Genomic DNA, 17,189 nt, shown 5'->3' on the forward strand with positions numbered 1-17,189 from the left:
TGGACCTTGCCTGCAAACCAAGCTGTGTCTGCGAATGCGGAGGTTGATTACGCGTTGGTGCAAATTGGCGACGAACGGTTGCTGGTGGCAGAAACCTTAATCGCTAGCGTGCTTGCGCGCGCAAAAATTGAAAGCCATGAAATCGTTGGCCGTTTAAAAGGTGCTGCACTGGAAAACTTGTTGTTGCAACATCCTTTCTATGCGCGTCAGGTTCCGGTAATTCTCGGTGATCACGTGACTACCGATGCAGGTACTGGTTTTGTTCACACTGCGCCGGATCATGGCGCAGACGACTTTAATGTCGGTGTGAAATACGGTATCGGCACGCTGAATTACATCGACGATCACGGTACTTATCGCCCGAATGTGGAAATTTTCGCAGGCGATCATGTCTATAAAGTCGATGAAAAAGTTATTGCTTTGTTAATCGAAAAAAATGCATTGCTGGCGCAGGCAAAAATTACGCACAGCTTCCCCCATTGCTGGCGCACTAAAACCCCGCTGATTTTCCGTGCAACACCGCAGTGGTTTGTGAGCATGAGCAAAAACAATTTGCGCGATCAGGTTGCGCAAGCGGTGGAGTCGGTTGAGTGGGTGCCGGACTGGGGCAAGGCGCGTATCGATGCGATGCTCGCGACTTCGCCCGATTGGTGTATCTCCCGTCAGCGCACCTGGGGTGTTCCAATTGCGTTGTTTGTAAATAAAGAAACGCAAGAGTTGCATCCGGAAACAGTGCGCTTGATTGAAGCGGTTGCACAAAAAGTCGAGCAGGGCGGAATGGACGCCTGGTTCGAATTGGATGCCGTAGAATTGCTCGGCGCGGATGCTGATAAATATCAAAAAGTCACCGACACTTTGGATGTCTGGTTTGATTCCGGTGTGACTCATTACGCCGTGCTCGCGCAGCGCGCTGGTTTGCGCTTCCCAGCGGATTTGTATCTGGAAGGCTCAGACCAACATCGCGGCTGGTTTCAGTCATCGCTCAAAACCTCTATGGCGATGCATGCAGTTCCGCCCTATAAAACTGTATTGACGCACGGCTTTGTGGTGGATGCGCAGGGGCGCAAAATGTCCAAATCAATTGGAAATGTAATCCCGCCGCAAAAAGTGATGAACGATTTGGGCGCGGATGTATTGCGCTTGTGGGTTGCTGCGACTGATTTTAGCACCGAGATGAGTGTGTCGGATGAAATCCTGAAACGCACTGCCGATTCTTATCGTCGTATCCGCAACACCGCGCGTTTTATCTTATCCAACCTAACAGGCTTTAATCCGGCGACTGATGCAGTACCCGTTGAAAATATGCTGCAGCTGGACCGCTGGATTGTTGCGCGCACGGCGCAATTGCAGCAGGAAATTATCGCCGCTTACGACAGCTACCAATTGCATTTGATCTACCAAAAATTGCATAACTTCTGTGTAGTCGAATTGGGTGGTTTTTATCTCGATATTATTAAAGATCGCCAATACACCGTAAAAGGTGATGCACTCGCACGCCGCTCGGCTCAAACCGCATTGCAATATGTGATTGAGGCAATGGTGCGCTGGATTGCGCCGATTTTAAGTTTCACTGCGGATGAAATCTGGAAAGAAATTGCCGGTGAGCGCGAAACGAATGTGTTTGTTGCTGAGTGGTACGAATTGCCAACAATGCCTACCGACTCATTTGCCGACAGCTACTGGGAATTGATCGCGCAAGTGAAGGATGCCGTAAATAAAGTGCTGGAAGCAAAGCGCACTGCCGGTGAAGTGGGTGGTTCTCTGGGCGCGGAAGTCATTTTGTATTGCGATGAAAAATTGCAAAGTGAATTGCACAAACTTGCGAATGAATTGCGTTTTGTATTGATCACATCCACCGCCGAGATTCGTCCACTCAGCGAAGCGAAAGATGCAGTTGCAACCGATGTCGCAGGTTTGCAGGTGGCAGTGAAAAAATCCGAGCATGCAAAATGCGAACGCTGCTGGCATCACCGCGCCGATGTGGGTTCGAATCCATTGCATCCAACAATTTGCTTGCGCTGCGTAACAAACGTGGATGGTGCGGGCGAAACTCGTCAATTCGCATAATGGTTTTTGTAGGGGCGCTGCTTGCCGCGCCCTGTTTTTTTCGATGTTGTGTTGAGTGTTTTATTGGGCGCAGCAAGCGGCGCCCCTACGCGTTGTGAATGATTCAGTCAGGGTGAAGTGTAAATAATGGCAGAGAAAATTTATCAAAAGCCTTGGTTCTGGTATTTAACGGCGGTGATTATTGTGCTGTTGGACCAAGCCAGCAAACATGCCATAGAAGCGGCGTTTGAATACGGTGAAACAAAAGTATTCACATCATTTTTTAACTTCACCTTGGCCTACAATCCCGGTGCAGCATTTAGTTTTCTTGCGGGAGCGGGTGGTTGGCAGCGCTGGTTTTTTGCGGTGATCGCCATCGCCGCCAGCGTGCTCCTGAGCGTGTGGATTGCGCGCACGGCACAGCAAAAGCCGCGCGAGGCGTTTGCGCTGGCGTTTATCCTCGGCGGTGCACTGGGTAATCTTTATGATCGTATTCTACTGGGTCATGTAGTGGATTTTATTGTGGTGCACTATCAAGACAATTATTGGCCCGCATTCAATCTCGCTGATTCGGCGATTACCCTGGGTGCTGCGGTGTTGATCATCGATATGTTGTTCAGTAAAGAAAACAGTAAAGAGAATAAAACAAATGCGTGAATTAGCGATTGGCCCCGGTACTAAAATTACCCTGCATTTTGCCCTGCAGTTAGATAACGGCGATATGGTTGATTCCAACTTTGAGCGCGCCCCGGCCACTTTCACTGTGGGCGACGGCAACTTGCTGCCCGGCTTTGAAAAGGCGCTGTTTGGTATGTTGGAGGGGGAGCATAAAACAGTGGTGATAAAACCGGAAGACGGTTTTGGCCAGCGCAACCCCAATAATATTCAGGAAATTGCCCGCAGCCAATTCAGCCCTGATTTGGAATTAAGTGAAGGCTTGATGTTGTCATTTGCCGACGCACAAAAAACCGAACTGCCCGGTGTAGTGCAGCGCTATGATGATGAGGTGGTCGTGGTAGATTTTAACCATCCACTCGCTGGGCGCGATATTTTATTTGAAGTCGCTATTATCAAAATCGAACCGGTCCAGGTGCACTGATCATGACCCAAATCAAGCTCGCTAATCCCCGTGGTTTTTGTGCCGGCGTTGATCGCGCGATTGATATCGTCAATCGCGCGCTCGATGTTTTCGGCGCGCCGATTTATGTGCGTCACGAAGTGGTGCATAACAAATTTGTGGTGGATTCACTGCGCGAGCGCGGTGCGATATTTGTCGATGAAGTGGAGCAGGTTCCCGACGATGTTATTTTGATTTTCAGTGCGCACGGTGTGTCGCAAGCAGTGCGCAAAGAAGCGGAAGAGCGCGGTTTGCAAATTTTTGACGCGACTTGTCCACTGGTAACCAAAGTGCATATCGAGGTGACTCGCTACAGCCGCGAAGGGCGCGAATGTATTTTGATTGGCCATGAAGGCCACCCGGAAGTTGAAGGCACCATGGGGCAATACAATACCAGCAACGGCGGCGCAATTTATCTGGTGGAAGATGAAGCGGATGTTGATGCGCTAATTGTGCATGACCATGAAAACCTTGCATATGTAACCCAAACTACTTTGTCTATGGATGACACTGCCAAAGTTATCGAAGCTCTGCGTAATAAATTTCCCAAAATTCAGGGGCCGCGCCGCGATGATATTTGTTACGCAACCACTAATCGACAGGACGCTGTGCGTCAACTCGCACTTGAGTGTGATTTAGTTCTTGTGGTTGGCTCGCCTAACTCATCGAATTCCAATCGGTTGCGTGAGCTCGCCGAACGCTGCGGCACTGAAGCCTATTTAATAGATGGTCCTGATGATATTAATCCTGAGTGGATTAAAAATCGCACCAGCATAGGCATCACTGCTGGTGCGTCCGCTCCTGAAGTCTTGGTAAAACAGGTTATTGATAAACTCAAAGCCTGTGGCGCTCAAGCGCCAATTGAGATGGATGGCACTCCGGAAAATATTAGTTTTTCTCTCCCCAAAGCACTGCGGATCTAAGCGATTTGCAGTTAACTTTCAGATGTTAGCGGATAGCGTCACAATCCACGTCGGTGAGCTTCCCCACTCTTGTTCTCCCTCCTCTTGATAGTATCAAGCTGTAGCCATCTCCCTCCACTTGCGGGCAAATTTTGATAGTGCCTGCGAGGAAACCACCAGTACCGCCTGTACCCAGTTGTCGCCCTTCACCTGTCCCGACAAACGCAACATAGCCATTCATCGGTGCCTTGGCGTGTGTGATAACGTCATCTAGCCCATTATTAACGCTGAGGGTTTCATCGTTATTGTCGAGTATGCCGTTGTTATTCTTGTCCACAAAGAGGGTCCAGCCTTGGTGCCATTTTTTGTTAGTCGATTGCAGTAGTACGTGTTGGTTGCGGAACACAGCGGTCGCACGTGTGGTTTCTATCGCGTCTAGCAGTGCAAGTGCCGCCGTTTTGGTGCGCGAGTCACTGATTTGCTTGTTGAAGCTGGGAATACCTAAAGAGAGAATGATGCTGAGGATGGTGAGGGTGACAAGTAGCTCCAGAAGGGTAAATCCTTGGGGTTTCATAACCGCATTCCTTTGTCGTTATCTTAAAATCCAAATAATATTGCGTAGTTTTGCGCGTCACACACCGCCGTTCATTCAGTCGACTTTGCCACATGTCGCACTACATACAACTCCGCCGTGCACGCGTGGTAGGCTCACTTAGTATAAATTGGTAAAACAGCGGCGTCTATTCGTTGTGTGATTGATAATGCTGATCTTTGTTGTCTGTAGATCAGGGTGGGAGAGAGGGCTATATGGTTTATCGAAACAAGGGTTTTACGCTGGTTGAGTTGATGGTGACAGTGGCGATTGTCGCCATAGGGCTATCCATTGCTGTGCCTAGTTTTCAAACTCAAATACTAAATAATCGTTCAATTGCATTAGGTGAAGATTTTGCTTCAGCGGTGAATTACACCCGTTCAGAAGCGGTTAAACGAGCGGGACGAGTTAGCTTATGTGCAAGCAGAAATGGTACGGCTTGTGACGGCGTATGGACTGATGGGTTTATGGCTTTTGTCGATACTGCAGCAAACGATACTGCAACGCCTCCTGTTGTTGGATTGGTTTTGCGGGTATGGGAAAAGCAGAATGTGAATGCTCTCATCACTGTGCGGAGTGATGCTATTGATGTGAATTTTATCCGCTACACCAGTTTGGGTACGCTTGCGCGTGTAAACGAAAAGCCCTTGGTGATTGCTGCAGAATTAAAAAAATGCACAGGTAAGGCGGCACGCCAAATTAATATAGGTTTGTCGGGTTTGGTATCGGTAAACAGTGCTGCTTGTACGGCTTACTAGCCGGGTAGCGCCTCATGAGGGGAGATATTTTTTATGGGTGTGTCTTTAGCTAGAAAAGCGCGGCATTTTTTTGCTGGCCAGCAGGCGGGAGTGGGCTTGATTGAGGTCTTGGTGACACTGTTGATTTTATCTACATCATTGTTGGCGTTAGGCGCTATGCAAACGCGCTCATTGCAGTTTAATCAAGGGGCATACTTTCGTTCCCAGGCAAATATATTTGCATACGATATGTTGGACCGTATGCGTATTAACGTAAATGCATTGGCCTCTTACAACTCGGCACTGCTTCATGTACCTGAGGATGCTGCTCCTGTATTGACACCCCTTGCAGCTGCTGATTTGCATGCGTGGAGGCGCAATATTTCTGCCGAGCTGCCAAACGGCAGCGGCGGTATTGCTTGTGATGCGGCAACCCGAGTATGCCAGTTAACTATCGAGTGGGATGAACTAAATAGCACAGGAAATGTGGCAGAAAACAAAACTACATTTACCTACAGTGCTCGGTTTTGAGGATTACTTTTATGCGTTTGCGGCAGGCAGGTTTATCTCTGGTTGAATTAATGATTGCTATTGCTCTTGGGTTGGTACTAATGACCGGAGTGGTGCAAGTTTTTTTATCAAGCAAAACGGTATTCAGTACTCAGCAAGCCATGTCGCGCATTCAGGAAACCGGGCGATTGGCTGTAGATTTTTTAGCGCGTGATATCCGCATGGCTGCGTATTATGGCTGTTATCGTCCGCAAGCAGGCGTGCCAGGAGCAGGGCTGCAAAATGGCGCTTTGGTGATTGAAGACTTGCACGGAAATTTTGCTGAGGGCGTGCGGGGCTATACCAGCGTGGAATCACTTCCCGGTGGTGTTAGTGATTTAGGTGCAGGGTTAAAGCCGTTAGTGGGTAAAACCGCCAATGTGCTGGTGTTGCGCACAGCGAATGAAGTTGGGCTGCCCGTATCTAACCCGAATGATTCCAGTGGGATATATGCCTACAGTCCCGAGCCAGTAAATGGACAGGGTTGCATTGCTGGTATGTGCTTGGGCTCTGCGGTGGTGGTGAGCGATTGCTTTAAAGCGCGCGTGTTTCGTCTTGCAGAAATCCCCTTGGCTGTGGGCGCAAATGTCTTTCACCTCAGGCACAACGACAACTGGGGTGGCGGCATTACTCCCACCCAAAATTTTAATACAGGCGAAGTGTCGGCAATGAATTCGGTGGTGTATTTTCTGGCGGAAGGACCTACCGGTACGCCAAGTCTTTGGCAGAAAACTAATGACGATACAGCATTGGAATTGTTAGAGGGGGTTGAGCACATGCGAATTACCTACGCCACATCCGCCAACCCAGAGGTGTATCGGTTGGCAGAGGTGCTTGCAGCTGCTGAGTGGGCGCTGGTCACTTCAATTCGGGTCGAATTAGTAGTACGGAGTATTGAAAATAATGTGGTCGATGCAACCCAGCCCTACACCTTTGCTGGGGCCATTGTGAATCCACCCAATATCAACGGCGCGAGTGATCGTTACCTTCGGCAAGTGTTCAGCACTACTGTCGGTATTCGCAGTCGCATTCAATAAGGGCGTCAATGATGAGAAGCAAACGGTTTTATCACAACTATTCTCCTATGCCGGTTAAGCAGGCGGGGGTGGTCTTGATTGTTGGGTTGGTTATGGTGTTGTTAATTACCATAGTTAGTTTGTCCGCTATCCGCGGAACAGGATTGCAAGAAAATATGGCGGGCAATATGCGTGACCGCAATATTGCTTTCCAGGCAACAGAGTCAGCGTTACGTGAAGGTGAGAGTATAGTGGGGCCGAACAATAAAACGTTGGACCCTTTTGAGTGTGTCCAGGAGTCAGGACTTTGTCAGGATTTAAGTATTAATCCGCAAAATTCAGTGCTCTACATGGCCGATGCGGCCTGGAAGCTTTCTGCCAAAGAATCCCTATTGGCAATTGAAGAGGTTGCGAGTAAACCGAGTTATCTAATAGAAGAATTGCAAGTAGATATGGGGGCAAGTGCAGCAGCAGAGGGTAGTGCAATCGATGTTGCTGGCATGATGACTACAGGAGATGCCGTTCCTTATCGCGTGACCGCAAAAGGAGTTGGGTTAAGTCAAGATACCAGAGTGGTCTTACAGTCAGCCTACAAACGTCGTTTTAAGTAACGGAGATTAAGCTATGTCAATTCAACACTATGTTGCCAAATGTTGCGATATTGCCGGGTATCTCCCGTTGCGCAAAATCAATATTAGTTTGTTGGTGGGAGTTTTGAGTATAGCGATTGCGCATTCAGCTCATGCGGCGCCATCGCAGGACCCACTGTTTTTGTCGAACCCTGTTGTGCCGATTATGATGCTCAATATGTCAAAAGATCATCAACTATATTACAAAATATATGATGATTATTCTGATCTTGATGGCGGTGGCGAGGATACCACCTACAAAAATAGCTACGACTACTACGGTTATTTTGATAGTGAAAAGTGCTACACCTACAACACTACTAGCAACAGGTTCGTACCCAGCCGTTTAGTGGATAATAACGGGTACTGTAATTATACCGGTGGCAGCAGCGAGTGGAGCGGCAATTTTTTAAACTGGTCGAGCATGACCCGTGTCGATTCCATTCGTAAAATTCTGTACGGCGGTTTGCGCTCTACCGACAGCGCCACAGTGACGGTTCTTGAGCGTGCATTTTTACCTCATGATGCGCATTCGTTTGCCAAATTTTACAATGGCACTGATTTAGGCAAATTAACGCCGTTTAGTGATACAGCTACAGTTCCTGTTGGCTTAACTGGCGTCAAAGAGACAGGTATTACTATTTGTAATACTACGCCGGGTGGATCTGCGCTTTCACAAAACGTCACCAATGCTCCTCTGTTGAGAGTTGCAAAAGGGAATTATACGTTTTGGGCAAGTAATGAGCGCTGGCAATGTCGGTGGAATAGCGAGGTATCAGCAGCCAATGGCAATAATTCTTCGGTTACCGGTGTTTTTTCCTATACGGATACCCCGGTTAATGGCAATAAGTTGGGCTCCGGTTCAGCGAGCGGAGAATTTTATGCGCGCGTTGAAGTGTGCAAGTCAGGCTTGGAAGAAACAAATTGCTACCTTTACCCTAGCGGGAATAAAAAACCGCAAGGCCTGTTACAAAAATACGGTGAGATTCGCGATGGATCTTCAGTTGCCAAGATTAACTTCGGTCTGTTAACCGGCTCTTACAGTAAAAATAAGTCAGGTGGCATTTTGAGAAAAGCCATCGGCAATATGAGTGCTGAAATCAATGCGACTACCAATGGTACGTTTACCAATGCTGATGGTGCTATCAAAACCCTGAATTCATTGCGTCCATATGGATATCGTTATTCAGACGGCACCTATTTTGGTGCAACAGGTAGCGATAACTGCAGCTGGGGTTTAGGCTCTTTCTCCAACGGTGACTGTACTAACTGGGGTAACCCCCAAGCGGAAATATTTCTGGAGTCCCTGAGATACTTGGCGGGGAAGAGTGCTAACGCAGATTATATTGAAACCAATACTGCCAAAAATGACGCATCCCGTATCGCCGGGCTGACAGAAGCGTCCTGGACGCCTGCACCTGTAACATCTGCAAATTTCTGCGCCCCCTTAAACGTATTGCAGTTCAATGCATCCACAACATCTTATGATGGAGATAACTTGGGAGCTGCAGCAGATATTGGCGTTACGGTAAATGATTGGACAAACAAAATTGCCGATGCCAGCCATGAAAATTTAACGGGCAATTTTTTTATAGGTAGCAATGGCACCAACGCCGATGAGTTGTGCACCAAAAAGCCCATTACCAGCTTGTCGGCGGTAAGAGGAACCTGCCCGGATGCACCAAGGCTTCAGGGTAGTTATCAAATTGCTGGTTTGGCCCACTACGCCAGAACTAATGACCTTATTCCCACTGCAGTAAAAGGTACACAGAGTGTAAGAACTTACGGGGTTGCGCTGTCGCCCGCGCTTCCTAAAATCACTATTGATGTGCCTAATGGTTCAGGTAAAAAGGTAACCATCCTGCCCGCCTGCCGCAATAAATCCATCTCGCCAGAGTCTAATTGCGCCATTGTTGATTTTAAAATTCTTTCGCAGTCTACCGATAAGACTAGCGGTACCTTGTATGTGAACTGGGAGGACAGTGAGCAGGGTGGAGACTACGATCAGGATATGTGGGGTGTTATTAAATACGCAGTAACGGCATCAAAAGTGAGTGTGACCACTGATGTGGTTGCCCAGTCTACGCCCAATGTGATGGGTTTTGGTTATGTGATTAGTGGCACTACTAATGATGGCTTTCATGTGCACAGCGGTATCAATAGTTACAGCGCCTATGAATGTTCCAACTGCACCAGTGGCAATGCGGAAAACTTGAAAACATATGATGTCGGTAGTGATGGTGGCTCGCTGCTGGAATCGCCACTCTATTACGCCGCAAAGTGGGGTGGGTATAGCGATGCATTCGTTGCTGCAGTAAAAGAAGCAAAAGGTGCAGGCTATACAGATGCTGATTTGCTTGCAGCTATAAAAACTGCCAAGCCAGAAAGTTACTATTATGCTACTGACCCACGTCAGCTTGAAAAATCATTAGAGGATGCCTTTAGGGATGTTGCTAAAGCTACAGGTTCTGCATCTGCGGTAGCAACAAACTCGACTCGCTTATCAGAAGGTTCTTATGTATTCCAGGCGCAATTTAATAGCGAGAACTGGACTGGTGAGTTAAATGTATTTGAGTTTGATGAGGAGGGTAACCTGCCTGCGGCACCAGTGGGTACTACGGAAGATGCTAACAGTATGCCCAAAAGCGGCAGCGGTAGAACCGTCTATACCATCAATGATGCCGGCAATTTGGGTACATTTAATTGGGCTTCATTAACCAAACCACAGAAAGATCTGCTGGTATTAACGGGTGATACGGGCTACACGCAAGCAGAAAAACGTGCGGATTGGCTGTTGGGAAATGCGACCTACGAGACAGACCTTGATAAATTACGTAAGCGTGGTACTGGGACCAAAAGAGTAATATTAGGGGATATTGTCAATTCAAGCCCGGCTTATGTAGGCGCTCAGGACTTTCGTTACAACCGTTTGCCCGTTGGTGGAAGCAGTTACAGTGACTTCGTTAAACTGAAAAAAGCAAAAAAACCGCGCGTTTTTGTTGGGTCGAATGATGGTGCTGTGCATGCCTTTGAGACGCCTGCAGATAAAGCTAAAACTAAAACGTTTGTGGAGCTTTTCGCCTATATCCCCGGCATTGCCTTTCCAAAGTTAGCATTGACAGCCCAGGCTGATTATGGATCCAAGACAAATCCGCATCAGTTCATTGTGGATGGCCCCATCACCGTGGGCGATGTGTTCATTAATGGCAGCTGGCGCACCATCATCGTGGGAACCTTGGGTGCTGGTGGGCGCGGTGTATACGCGTTGGATGTTACAGACCCCACACCTAAAGTGCTTTGGGAGCTCAGTGCTGTGGATTACCCGAAGCTAGGTTATGTTATGGGTAAACCATTAATTGTTCCCATGAAAAATGATCGCTGGGCGGTGGTATTTGGCAATGGTAGCAGCAGTGGCAGCACCTCAAGTTTATTTGTGGTTGATATAGAGGCTCCCAAGAATCCCAGTTACACCAAGATACTGGATGCGGGTGTTGGCACAGGTCTGTCTGCTCCAGCGCTGTTGCCAAATGTTATTGGTCAGGTTGAGGTAGCCTACGCCGGAGATCTTAGTGGTAATTTGTGGCGCTTTAACTTGTTTGGCACCAGCGCCAGTGATTGGAAAAAAGATTACTTGTTGTTTGCTGCGACAGATAAAAATGGTGCGGGTGGCAATGCTCAGCCTATTTCTGCGGCGCCAACACTGGGGTTAAATGCGCTCAAGAATGACAATGTGATGGTGTATTTCGGCACAGGCAAATACTTCGATACAGGCGATAACACCGCGGCGGCGACTCCTGTACACAGCTTTTATGCGATAGCCGATGTGGGCAGAACGGTTGCTCGCACCAGTTTATTCAAGAAAGAATTGGATACGACCTACATACCTAATAGCCGCAAGGTGAAGCAAGATGTTGCTGTGCCTGCACAGTCACCTGACTGGGCTATTAATAATGGATGGTATTTGGATTTTGGTGATACACCGGGCGAGCGAGTGACGACTAAATCATTGTTGTTGCAGGATTGGTTGATTTTCCCAACCTTAATTCCTTCTGGATTGGCGTGTGAATATGGCGGTCGCAGCTGGCTGATGGCAGTGAAGGCAGTGGGTGATAGATCCAATGGTAATCCGCCACCTATTAATAGTGTATTAAATGAATTTTTAGTCTTGGGTGATGTTGGTTTTGGGCAATTGGGAGAGGCTGGTAAAGGTGCAATTATAGGAAGCGGCACTGATGCTACTTTACTCAATATTGAAGCGGAATATGACGCAGGTACAGAAGGGCGTCAATCCTGGCGTCAAGTACAATAGGTGTGGGAAAAACAATGAAACGAACAAATGGTTTTACTTTAATTGAGTTAATGATCGTTGTTGCAGTTGTCGGCATTATCGCGGCGATTGCCTACCCCTCCTACATGGAGTCGGTGCGTAAAAGCAACCGCGCCGAGGCAAAGGTGGAACTCATGGATATTTCCCAGCGCCTGCAGCGCTGTTATTCTTCCTTTGCCAGGTTTGATAATGCCGCTAACTGTCCGGTGTATGCTGATTTAACTGATGCTAATAACATTGTGTCACGTGGTGCGGGTTACTATCGCATTACTATTGCACCGGTTGCTGGCGGTGTCGCTGCCACCTCTTTTGAGCTGTTGGCTACCGCTATTAAGGCGCCGCAGACGAAAGATTTAAGGGATGGTTGTAATGAGATGAGGCTACGACATACGGGTGTGCAATTGCCAGATGCGTGTTGGTAGCCCTTTGTTTTGAAAAATAGCCTCATTGTGAGGCTATTTTTTTATCTGCGATTTTTAACGTTTACTCATCATCCAATCCCAATTTCTGTAATCTATAACGCAGCGACCTAAAGCTAATTCCCAAATGTTTTGCTGCCAAGGTTTTATTCCATTTGGCATGTTCCAGTGCATGGCAAAGAATTTCTTTTTCAACATCTTGTAAGTATTCATCCAGTGACGAATATTCTGCGCAGCGTGCCGGGTAATCTACTGAGCCGTTATTAGTGCGTGTCGATGGCTTGGTTGTTGAATAGGTTTTGTCGATGTTATTGTCGAGCGGCTGATCGTGTCCTCGCAGTTGTAAATCCTGGGCGTCGATTAGATTGCTGTCGCAGAGCGTGAAGGCTCGCTCCAGAATATTTTCCAGTTCGCGTACGTTGCCGGGAAAGTGATAGCTTTCCAGCAGGCGCTGCGCATCTGCTGAAAGTGTAGGTGCAGCATGACCAATATCCGTAGCGAGTTTGTGCAGCAGATGTTGTGTCAGCAGGGCTATATCCTCACGCCTTTCGCGCAGTGGGGCGACGGCAAGTTGAATTACATTCAGGCGATAAAATAAGTCTTGGCGGAAGCGACCCTCTTGCACTTCTACTTCCAGATTTTTATGTGTTGCGCAGAGGATGCGCACATCGGTGGCGATTTCATCGGCGGCGCCCACCGGGCGGACAAATTTTTCCTGAATGGCGCGGAGCAATTTCACTTGCATATCCAAGGGTAAATCAGCGACCTCATCAAAAAATAAGGTACCGCCTTCTGCTGCCTGGGACAAACCGATCTTGTCTTGGTGTGCGCCAGTAAAACTTCCCTTTTTGTGCCCAAAAAATTCACTTTCCATTAACTCACGTGGAATCGCGCCGCAGTTAACGGCGATAAACGGTTTGTTAGCACGGGGTCCCAAATCGTGAATGGAGTGTGCAACCAACTCTTTTCCGGATCCTGATTCGCCGCTGATATAAACGGGAGCTTGTGAGCGCGCGAGTTTTTCAATGCTGCGAATCAAATCCTGGATAGCTTTTGACTCACCGATGATGGGTGTGACTTTTGCCAGCGGTTGCGGCGTGAGCTGGCTGGATTCAATGGCAGTGTTGACCAACCGGCGCAGCGTCGGCAAATCTACCGGTTTGGAAATAAAATCGAATGCACCTGCCTTCATGGACTCAATGGCGGTATCGATACTGCCGTGAGCTGTGATTACGGCGACGGGCAAATGCGGGTATTGCTGTTGAATTAATTCCACCAGCTCCAAACCTTTGCCATCAGGCAGACGCATATCGGTTAAACATAAATCATAGTGGTTGCGCATCAATAACTGCTTTGCGCCAGCAACTGAATCCGCTGAATCGGTATGAATGTGCATGCGACCCAACGTAATTTCCAGCAATTCGCGGATATCGGGTTCATCATCAATAATTAAAGCGCGCTTTTGGGTCATAGTTGTTCCTGAATTTCGTGAACTTTTTACTAAGATGATTTTTCTGGGTGCGCTAGTTGTAGATGAAAACAGCTCTCGCCCTTGTCAGTGCGTTTGTAGGAAATAATCGCCTGATTGGCTTCACACAACTCTTTGCAAATGTATAACCCCAATCCTGAACCGGTATTTTCGGTGGTGAAGAAGGGTTCAAATAAGTGTTTGCTATTGTCGTCGCTAATACCTGCGCCGTAATCGATCACGCGAATGTAAGGTTGTTGTTGATTGGTGTCCAAGCCAATCTCGATGCGTAAATCGGGGCGTCCTGTTTGGCTGATGCCATAGCGTATGCCATTTTCGAACAGATTGGTGAGTACTTGCTGTAATTGGCTGGTATCAAATTTGGCATCCAGATGAGTGATTGAGCTTGCATCGTCATAGTCAAATTCACTGTGCAAATCCCCGATATTTTTTTCTTTCACTTGAATGTTCAATTGATAGCCGTTGCTTTTGCTGGCTTTGTAGTCGGCCACAAATGCAGGAATCCATTGCTGTAAATTAATTTGTGCTGGCTTGGCGCCGCGTCGCCGCGATAACTGCAAAATATTTTCAATGATTTGATTAACGCGTTTGCTGTGATTGTTAATAATATCCAGTAGTCGATGATCGCTGGCCGGCAGCGCATCGGATTCACCTAGTAGTTGGCTGGCGTGGCTGATGGCGCCGAGGGGGTTGCGAATCTCATGGGCGATACTCGCTGTTAAGCGTCCCAGTGACGCCAGTTTTAATTGCTGTGCTTGTTGGTTTAATGAGCGCACATCTTCCAGAAAAATTAATACGTTTGATGTATTGCCCGGCTCCAGGTGAGCGAAGTTGACTTTAGCCTCTGTAATTGTGTCACCGTCAATTTTTAGATAGGGCGAATGATCGTTTGCATTGCGCTGCCAGGATTGATGTTTTTTATACAGATCGGGAAATCGGTCCAGACGTAATTTTTCAGTGGGGTCATTCGTGGCACCGAGCAATTTCAGTGCTGCCTGATTGTACAGTTCTATCTCCAGGTTTTTATTGAGCACTAATATTCCGGTGCGCATCCGTTCCACAATAAGCTGAGCAAGTTTTTGCAGATGCGCTGCTTGTGCTGCCTGGGTCTCCGCTTCCGCATAAGAAAGACGTATTTTTTTTGTGAGATATTGAAACAAAAGTGCAGTGAGAAATGCGAGGGCACTGAGCGTGCCTGATGCGAAGAGTGACTTATTGTCTTGAGTGAGAATCAAAAAGCGAAATGCGCCTTCTCCGATAACAACAATAGTGGTGATAGCCGCAAGAAAAAATGAAACCCGCTCGCGCAGCATAATTCCACCGGCGGCAATCGCTATCAGCAGCAGATACCCCAATCCGCTGACTGCCCCACCACTGGTGTGCATCAACAGGCCAATTGCAATTACATCGATTAACAGCGAGCCAAATAGTTTGTGCTGCGATGGTGAATACTTTAATCGCCACATAACGATCAGGGTCATAAAGTTGATAGCAGTGTAGACAACCGAGGTATACAAAAACAGATTCGGATTGTCATTGCCCAGGATTTTAGGCGCGAACTCTAGTTGGAACATCAACAGCAATACGCTGCCGAGCAGCGTGCGGTAGTAAGTGTAGATGCGCAGTAAATCGTAGGGATTATAACTGTGTGGGTGGTTGAGCAAATTGGAGGTCATGATCTTCTGCTGGGTCCTTTTGGGATAACCGGGCAAAATCCGCTTGGCTTTAAAAGGTTATTTCGCGGACAATGCGCGCCTGTGTTTGAGTCGCCTGGAGCCTATAATCCTTTTTAGGTGTTTGGTTGTGCATAGGCTAATTGTGTGGGCTAATTTTGCCAGTTTCCCACCGCTTGTGCTGCTTTCCTCTATGCGAATCCAGACTTATTTTCAGCGATGCTGTTTCCACTCTCTTATCCCTTGAATTTTATGCCGCAGTTACAGTTGATTCTCGCCCAAATTAATACCCTCGTAGGGGATATTCCCGGCAATACTGCCAAGGTACTTGCGGTTGCACGGACGGCGTTGGCGCAGGGGCAGGTGGATGCGCTTGTATTCCCGGAGCTGACGCTGACGGGCTACCCGCCGGAAGACTTATTGCTGCGCCCGAGTTTGGCTGTGCGCATCGAGCGGGCGCTGCAGGAGTTGATTGCCGCAGACTTGCCAGTTGCGCTAGTGATTGGCTATCCCCGCACGCGCGATGGGCGCTTGTATAACATGGCGGGGGTCATTGCCGACGGGAGGTTGGTTGCTGAATATGCCAAACAGTGCTTGCCCAATTATCAGGTGTTTGATGAGAAACGCTATTTCGCAGCTGGCAGTAGCCCCTGTGTATTCGATTTCAAGGGTATCCCTACGGCTTTAAGTGTCTGCGAGGATATTTGGTTTCCGGAACCTATGGCTCAGGCCTCTGCCGCAGGTGCCAAATTAATGCTCAATCTCAACGCCTCACCTTATCACCAGGGCAAGCAGCAGGAGCGCGAAGCGGTGATTGCCCAGCGCGCGCGCGAAGGGCAAATGCCGGTCGTCTACACCAATCTGGTGGGCGGGCAGGACGAACTGGTGTTTGATGGCGGTTCGGTGGTGATTGATGCCCAAGGAGCGACCCGATTCCGCGCGCCTTCGTTTGTTGAGGGGCAATATTCTGTAGCTTTGATGTGGGATCAACAACAAGTCAGTGTGCCATCGCAGCTCTTGGAAACTATTCCCGACAACATCGCGGCGGTGTATCAGTCGCTGGTGCTGGGCATGCGCGATTACGTCAACAAAAACCGCTTCAAGGGCGTGGTGCTGGGGTTGTCCGGCGGGATTGATTCCGCCCTGACACTTGCTATGGCCGTGGATGCACTGGGTGCCGAGCGCGTCGAAGCGGTGATGATGCCTTTTCGCTATACCTCCGATTTAAGTAAAAACGATGCGGCCGACGAAGCGGCGCGCTTGGGTGTGCGCTACAGTTCTATCAGTATTGAGCCCATGTACGAAGCCTTTATGTCTGCCCTCAGCGATGAATTCGCTGGCACAAAGCGCGATACCACCGAAGAAAACCTGCAGGCGCGCTGCCGCGGGGTATTGCTGATGGCGATCTCCAACAAAAAAGGCTATCTGGTGCTGACTACCGGCAACAAAAGTGAAATGGCGGTAGGTTACTCCACACTCTACGGCGATATGGCCGGCGGTTTTGATGCGCTCAAAGATGTGCCCAAAACCCTGGTGTTTGCCCTGTCGCGCTACCGTAATACCCTCGGTGAAGTGATTCCTGAAACCGTGATTACCCGTCCACCATCGGCCGAACTGGCACCGGATCAGAAGGATGGAGGCAGTCTGCCACCCTACGACATCCTCGACCGCATCCTTGAGTTGTATGTAGAAC

Annotated in this window: 14 protein-coding genes; 11 read left to right on the forward strand and 3 right to left on the reverse strand. The window is 48.5% G+C overall.

Annotated features, from left to right (window positions below; all coding sequences use genetic code 11):
• The 4 genes from ileS to ispH all read left to right on the forward strand — a co-directional run.
• On the forward strand, positions 1–2,067 hold a 2,067-nt coding region (gene ileS / locus ACWA6V_RS01005; RefSeq protein WP_449520762.1), incomplete at its 5' end, for an isoleucine--tRNA ligase.
• A 126-nt stretch (positions 2,068–2,193) separates the two neighbouring features.
• Positions 2,194–2,703 (forward strand): signal peptidase II, encoded by a 510-nt coding sequence (gene lspA / locus ACWA6V_RS01010; RefSeq protein ID WP_449520763.1) that lies wholly within the window; start codon positions 2,194–2,196, stop codon positions 2,701–2,703.
• A complete protein-coding gene (locus tag ACWA6V_RS01015) occupies positions 2,696–3,145 on the forward strand; it encodes an FKBP-type peptidyl-prolyl cis-trans isomerase (protein WP_310074081.1) in 450 nt (149 codons plus the stop codon). The genes lspA and ACWA6V_RS01015 overlap by 8 nt, the downstream gene beginning before the upstream one ends.
• A gap of 2 nt (positions 3,146–3,147) precedes the next feature.
• Positions 3,148–4,086, forward strand: a complete 939-nt coding sequence (ispH, locus tag ACWA6V_RS01020) for a 4-hydroxy-3-methylbut-2-enyl diphosphate reductase (RefSeq protein ID WP_449520764.1) — start codon at positions 3,148–3,150, stop codon at positions 4,084–4,086.
• Positions 4,087–4,111: 25 nt separating this feature from the next.
• Here ispH and ACWA6V_RS01025 read toward each other — a convergent pair whose 3' ends face one another.
• The gene (locus ACWA6V_RS01025; RefSeq protein WP_449520765.1) at positions 4,112–4,639 is read right to left on the reverse strand and encodes a GspH/FimT family pseudopilin; all 528 of its coding nucleotides are present in this window, start codon (positions 4,637–4,639) and stop codon (positions 4,112–4,114) included.
• A gap of 233 nt (positions 4,640–4,872) precedes the next feature.
• Here ACWA6V_RS01025 and ACWA6V_RS01030 point away from each other — a divergent pair, with 233 nt between their 5' ends.
• The 6 genes from ACWA6V_RS01030 to ACWA6V_RS01055 are packed head-to-tail and all read left to right on the forward strand — an operon-like array spanning position 4,873 to position 12,337.
• A complete protein-coding gene (locus ACWA6V_RS01030) occupies positions 4,873–5,415 on the forward strand; it encodes a GspH/FimT family pseudopilin (RefSeq protein ID WP_449520766.1) in 543 nt (180 codons plus the stop codon).
• 33 nt (positions 5,416–5,448) lie between these two features.
• The gene (gene pilV / locus ACWA6V_RS01035) at positions 5,449–5,925 is read left to right on the forward strand and encodes a type IV pilus modification protein PilV (protein ID WP_310074076.1); all 477 of its coding nucleotides are present in this window, start codon (positions 5,449–5,451) and stop codon (positions 5,923–5,925) included.
• Between the two features lie 11 nt (positions 5,926–5,936).
• Positions 5,937–6,980 carry a PilW family protein gene (locus ACWA6V_RS01040; protein WP_449520767.1) on the forward strand — a complete coding sequence of 348 codons (1,044 nt, stop codon included), beginning with the start codon at positions 5,937–5,939 and terminating at the stop codon, positions 6,978–6,980.
• 8 nt (positions 6,981–6,988) lie between these two features.
• Positions 6,989–7,570, forward strand: a complete 582-nt coding sequence (locus ACWA6V_RS01045) for a pilus assembly PilX family protein (RefSeq protein WP_449520768.1) — start codon at positions 6,989–6,991, stop codon at positions 7,568–7,570.
• Between the two features lie 13 nt (positions 7,571–7,583).
• Entirely contained in the window at positions 7,584–11,897 is a 4,314-nt protein-coding gene (locus tag ACWA6V_RS01050; protein ID WP_449520769.1) for a pilus assembly protein, read from the forward strand.
• Positions 11,898–11,911: 14 nt separating this feature from the next.
• Positions 11,912–12,337, forward strand: coding sequence for a type IV pilin protein (locus tag ACWA6V_RS01055; protein ID WP_449520770.1), 426 nt, complete (start codon positions 11,912–11,914; stop codon positions 12,335–12,337).
• Positions 12,338–12,398: 61 nt separating this feature from the next.
• On the opposite strand, the gene ACWA6V_RS01060 is transcribed toward ACWA6V_RS01055, so the two are convergent.
• Together ACWA6V_RS01060 and ACWA6V_RS01065 are read right to left on the reverse strand one after the other, a co-directional pair.
• A complete protein-coding gene (locus ACWA6V_RS01060) occupies positions 12,399–13,805 on the reverse strand; it encodes a sigma-54-dependent transcriptional regulator (RefSeq protein WP_449520771.1) in 1,407 nt (468 codons plus the stop codon).
• 29 nt (positions 13,806–13,834) lie between these two features.
• The gene (locus ACWA6V_RS01065; protein WP_449520772.1) at positions 13,835–15,499 is read right to left on the reverse strand and encodes a sensor histidine kinase; all 1,665 of its coding nucleotides are present in this window, start codon (positions 15,497–15,499) and stop codon (positions 13,835–13,837) included.
• A gap of 249 nt (positions 15,500–15,748) precedes the next feature.
• On the opposite strand from ACWA6V_RS01065, the gene ACWA6V_RS01070 reads away from it, so the two are divergent.
• Positions 15,749–17,189: NAD+ synthase (locus ACWA6V_RS01070; RefSeq protein WP_449520773.1), on the forward strand; the 1,441-nt coding region annotated here is incomplete at its 3' end.

It is taken from the genome of Cellvibrio sp., from assembly GCF_053579595.1.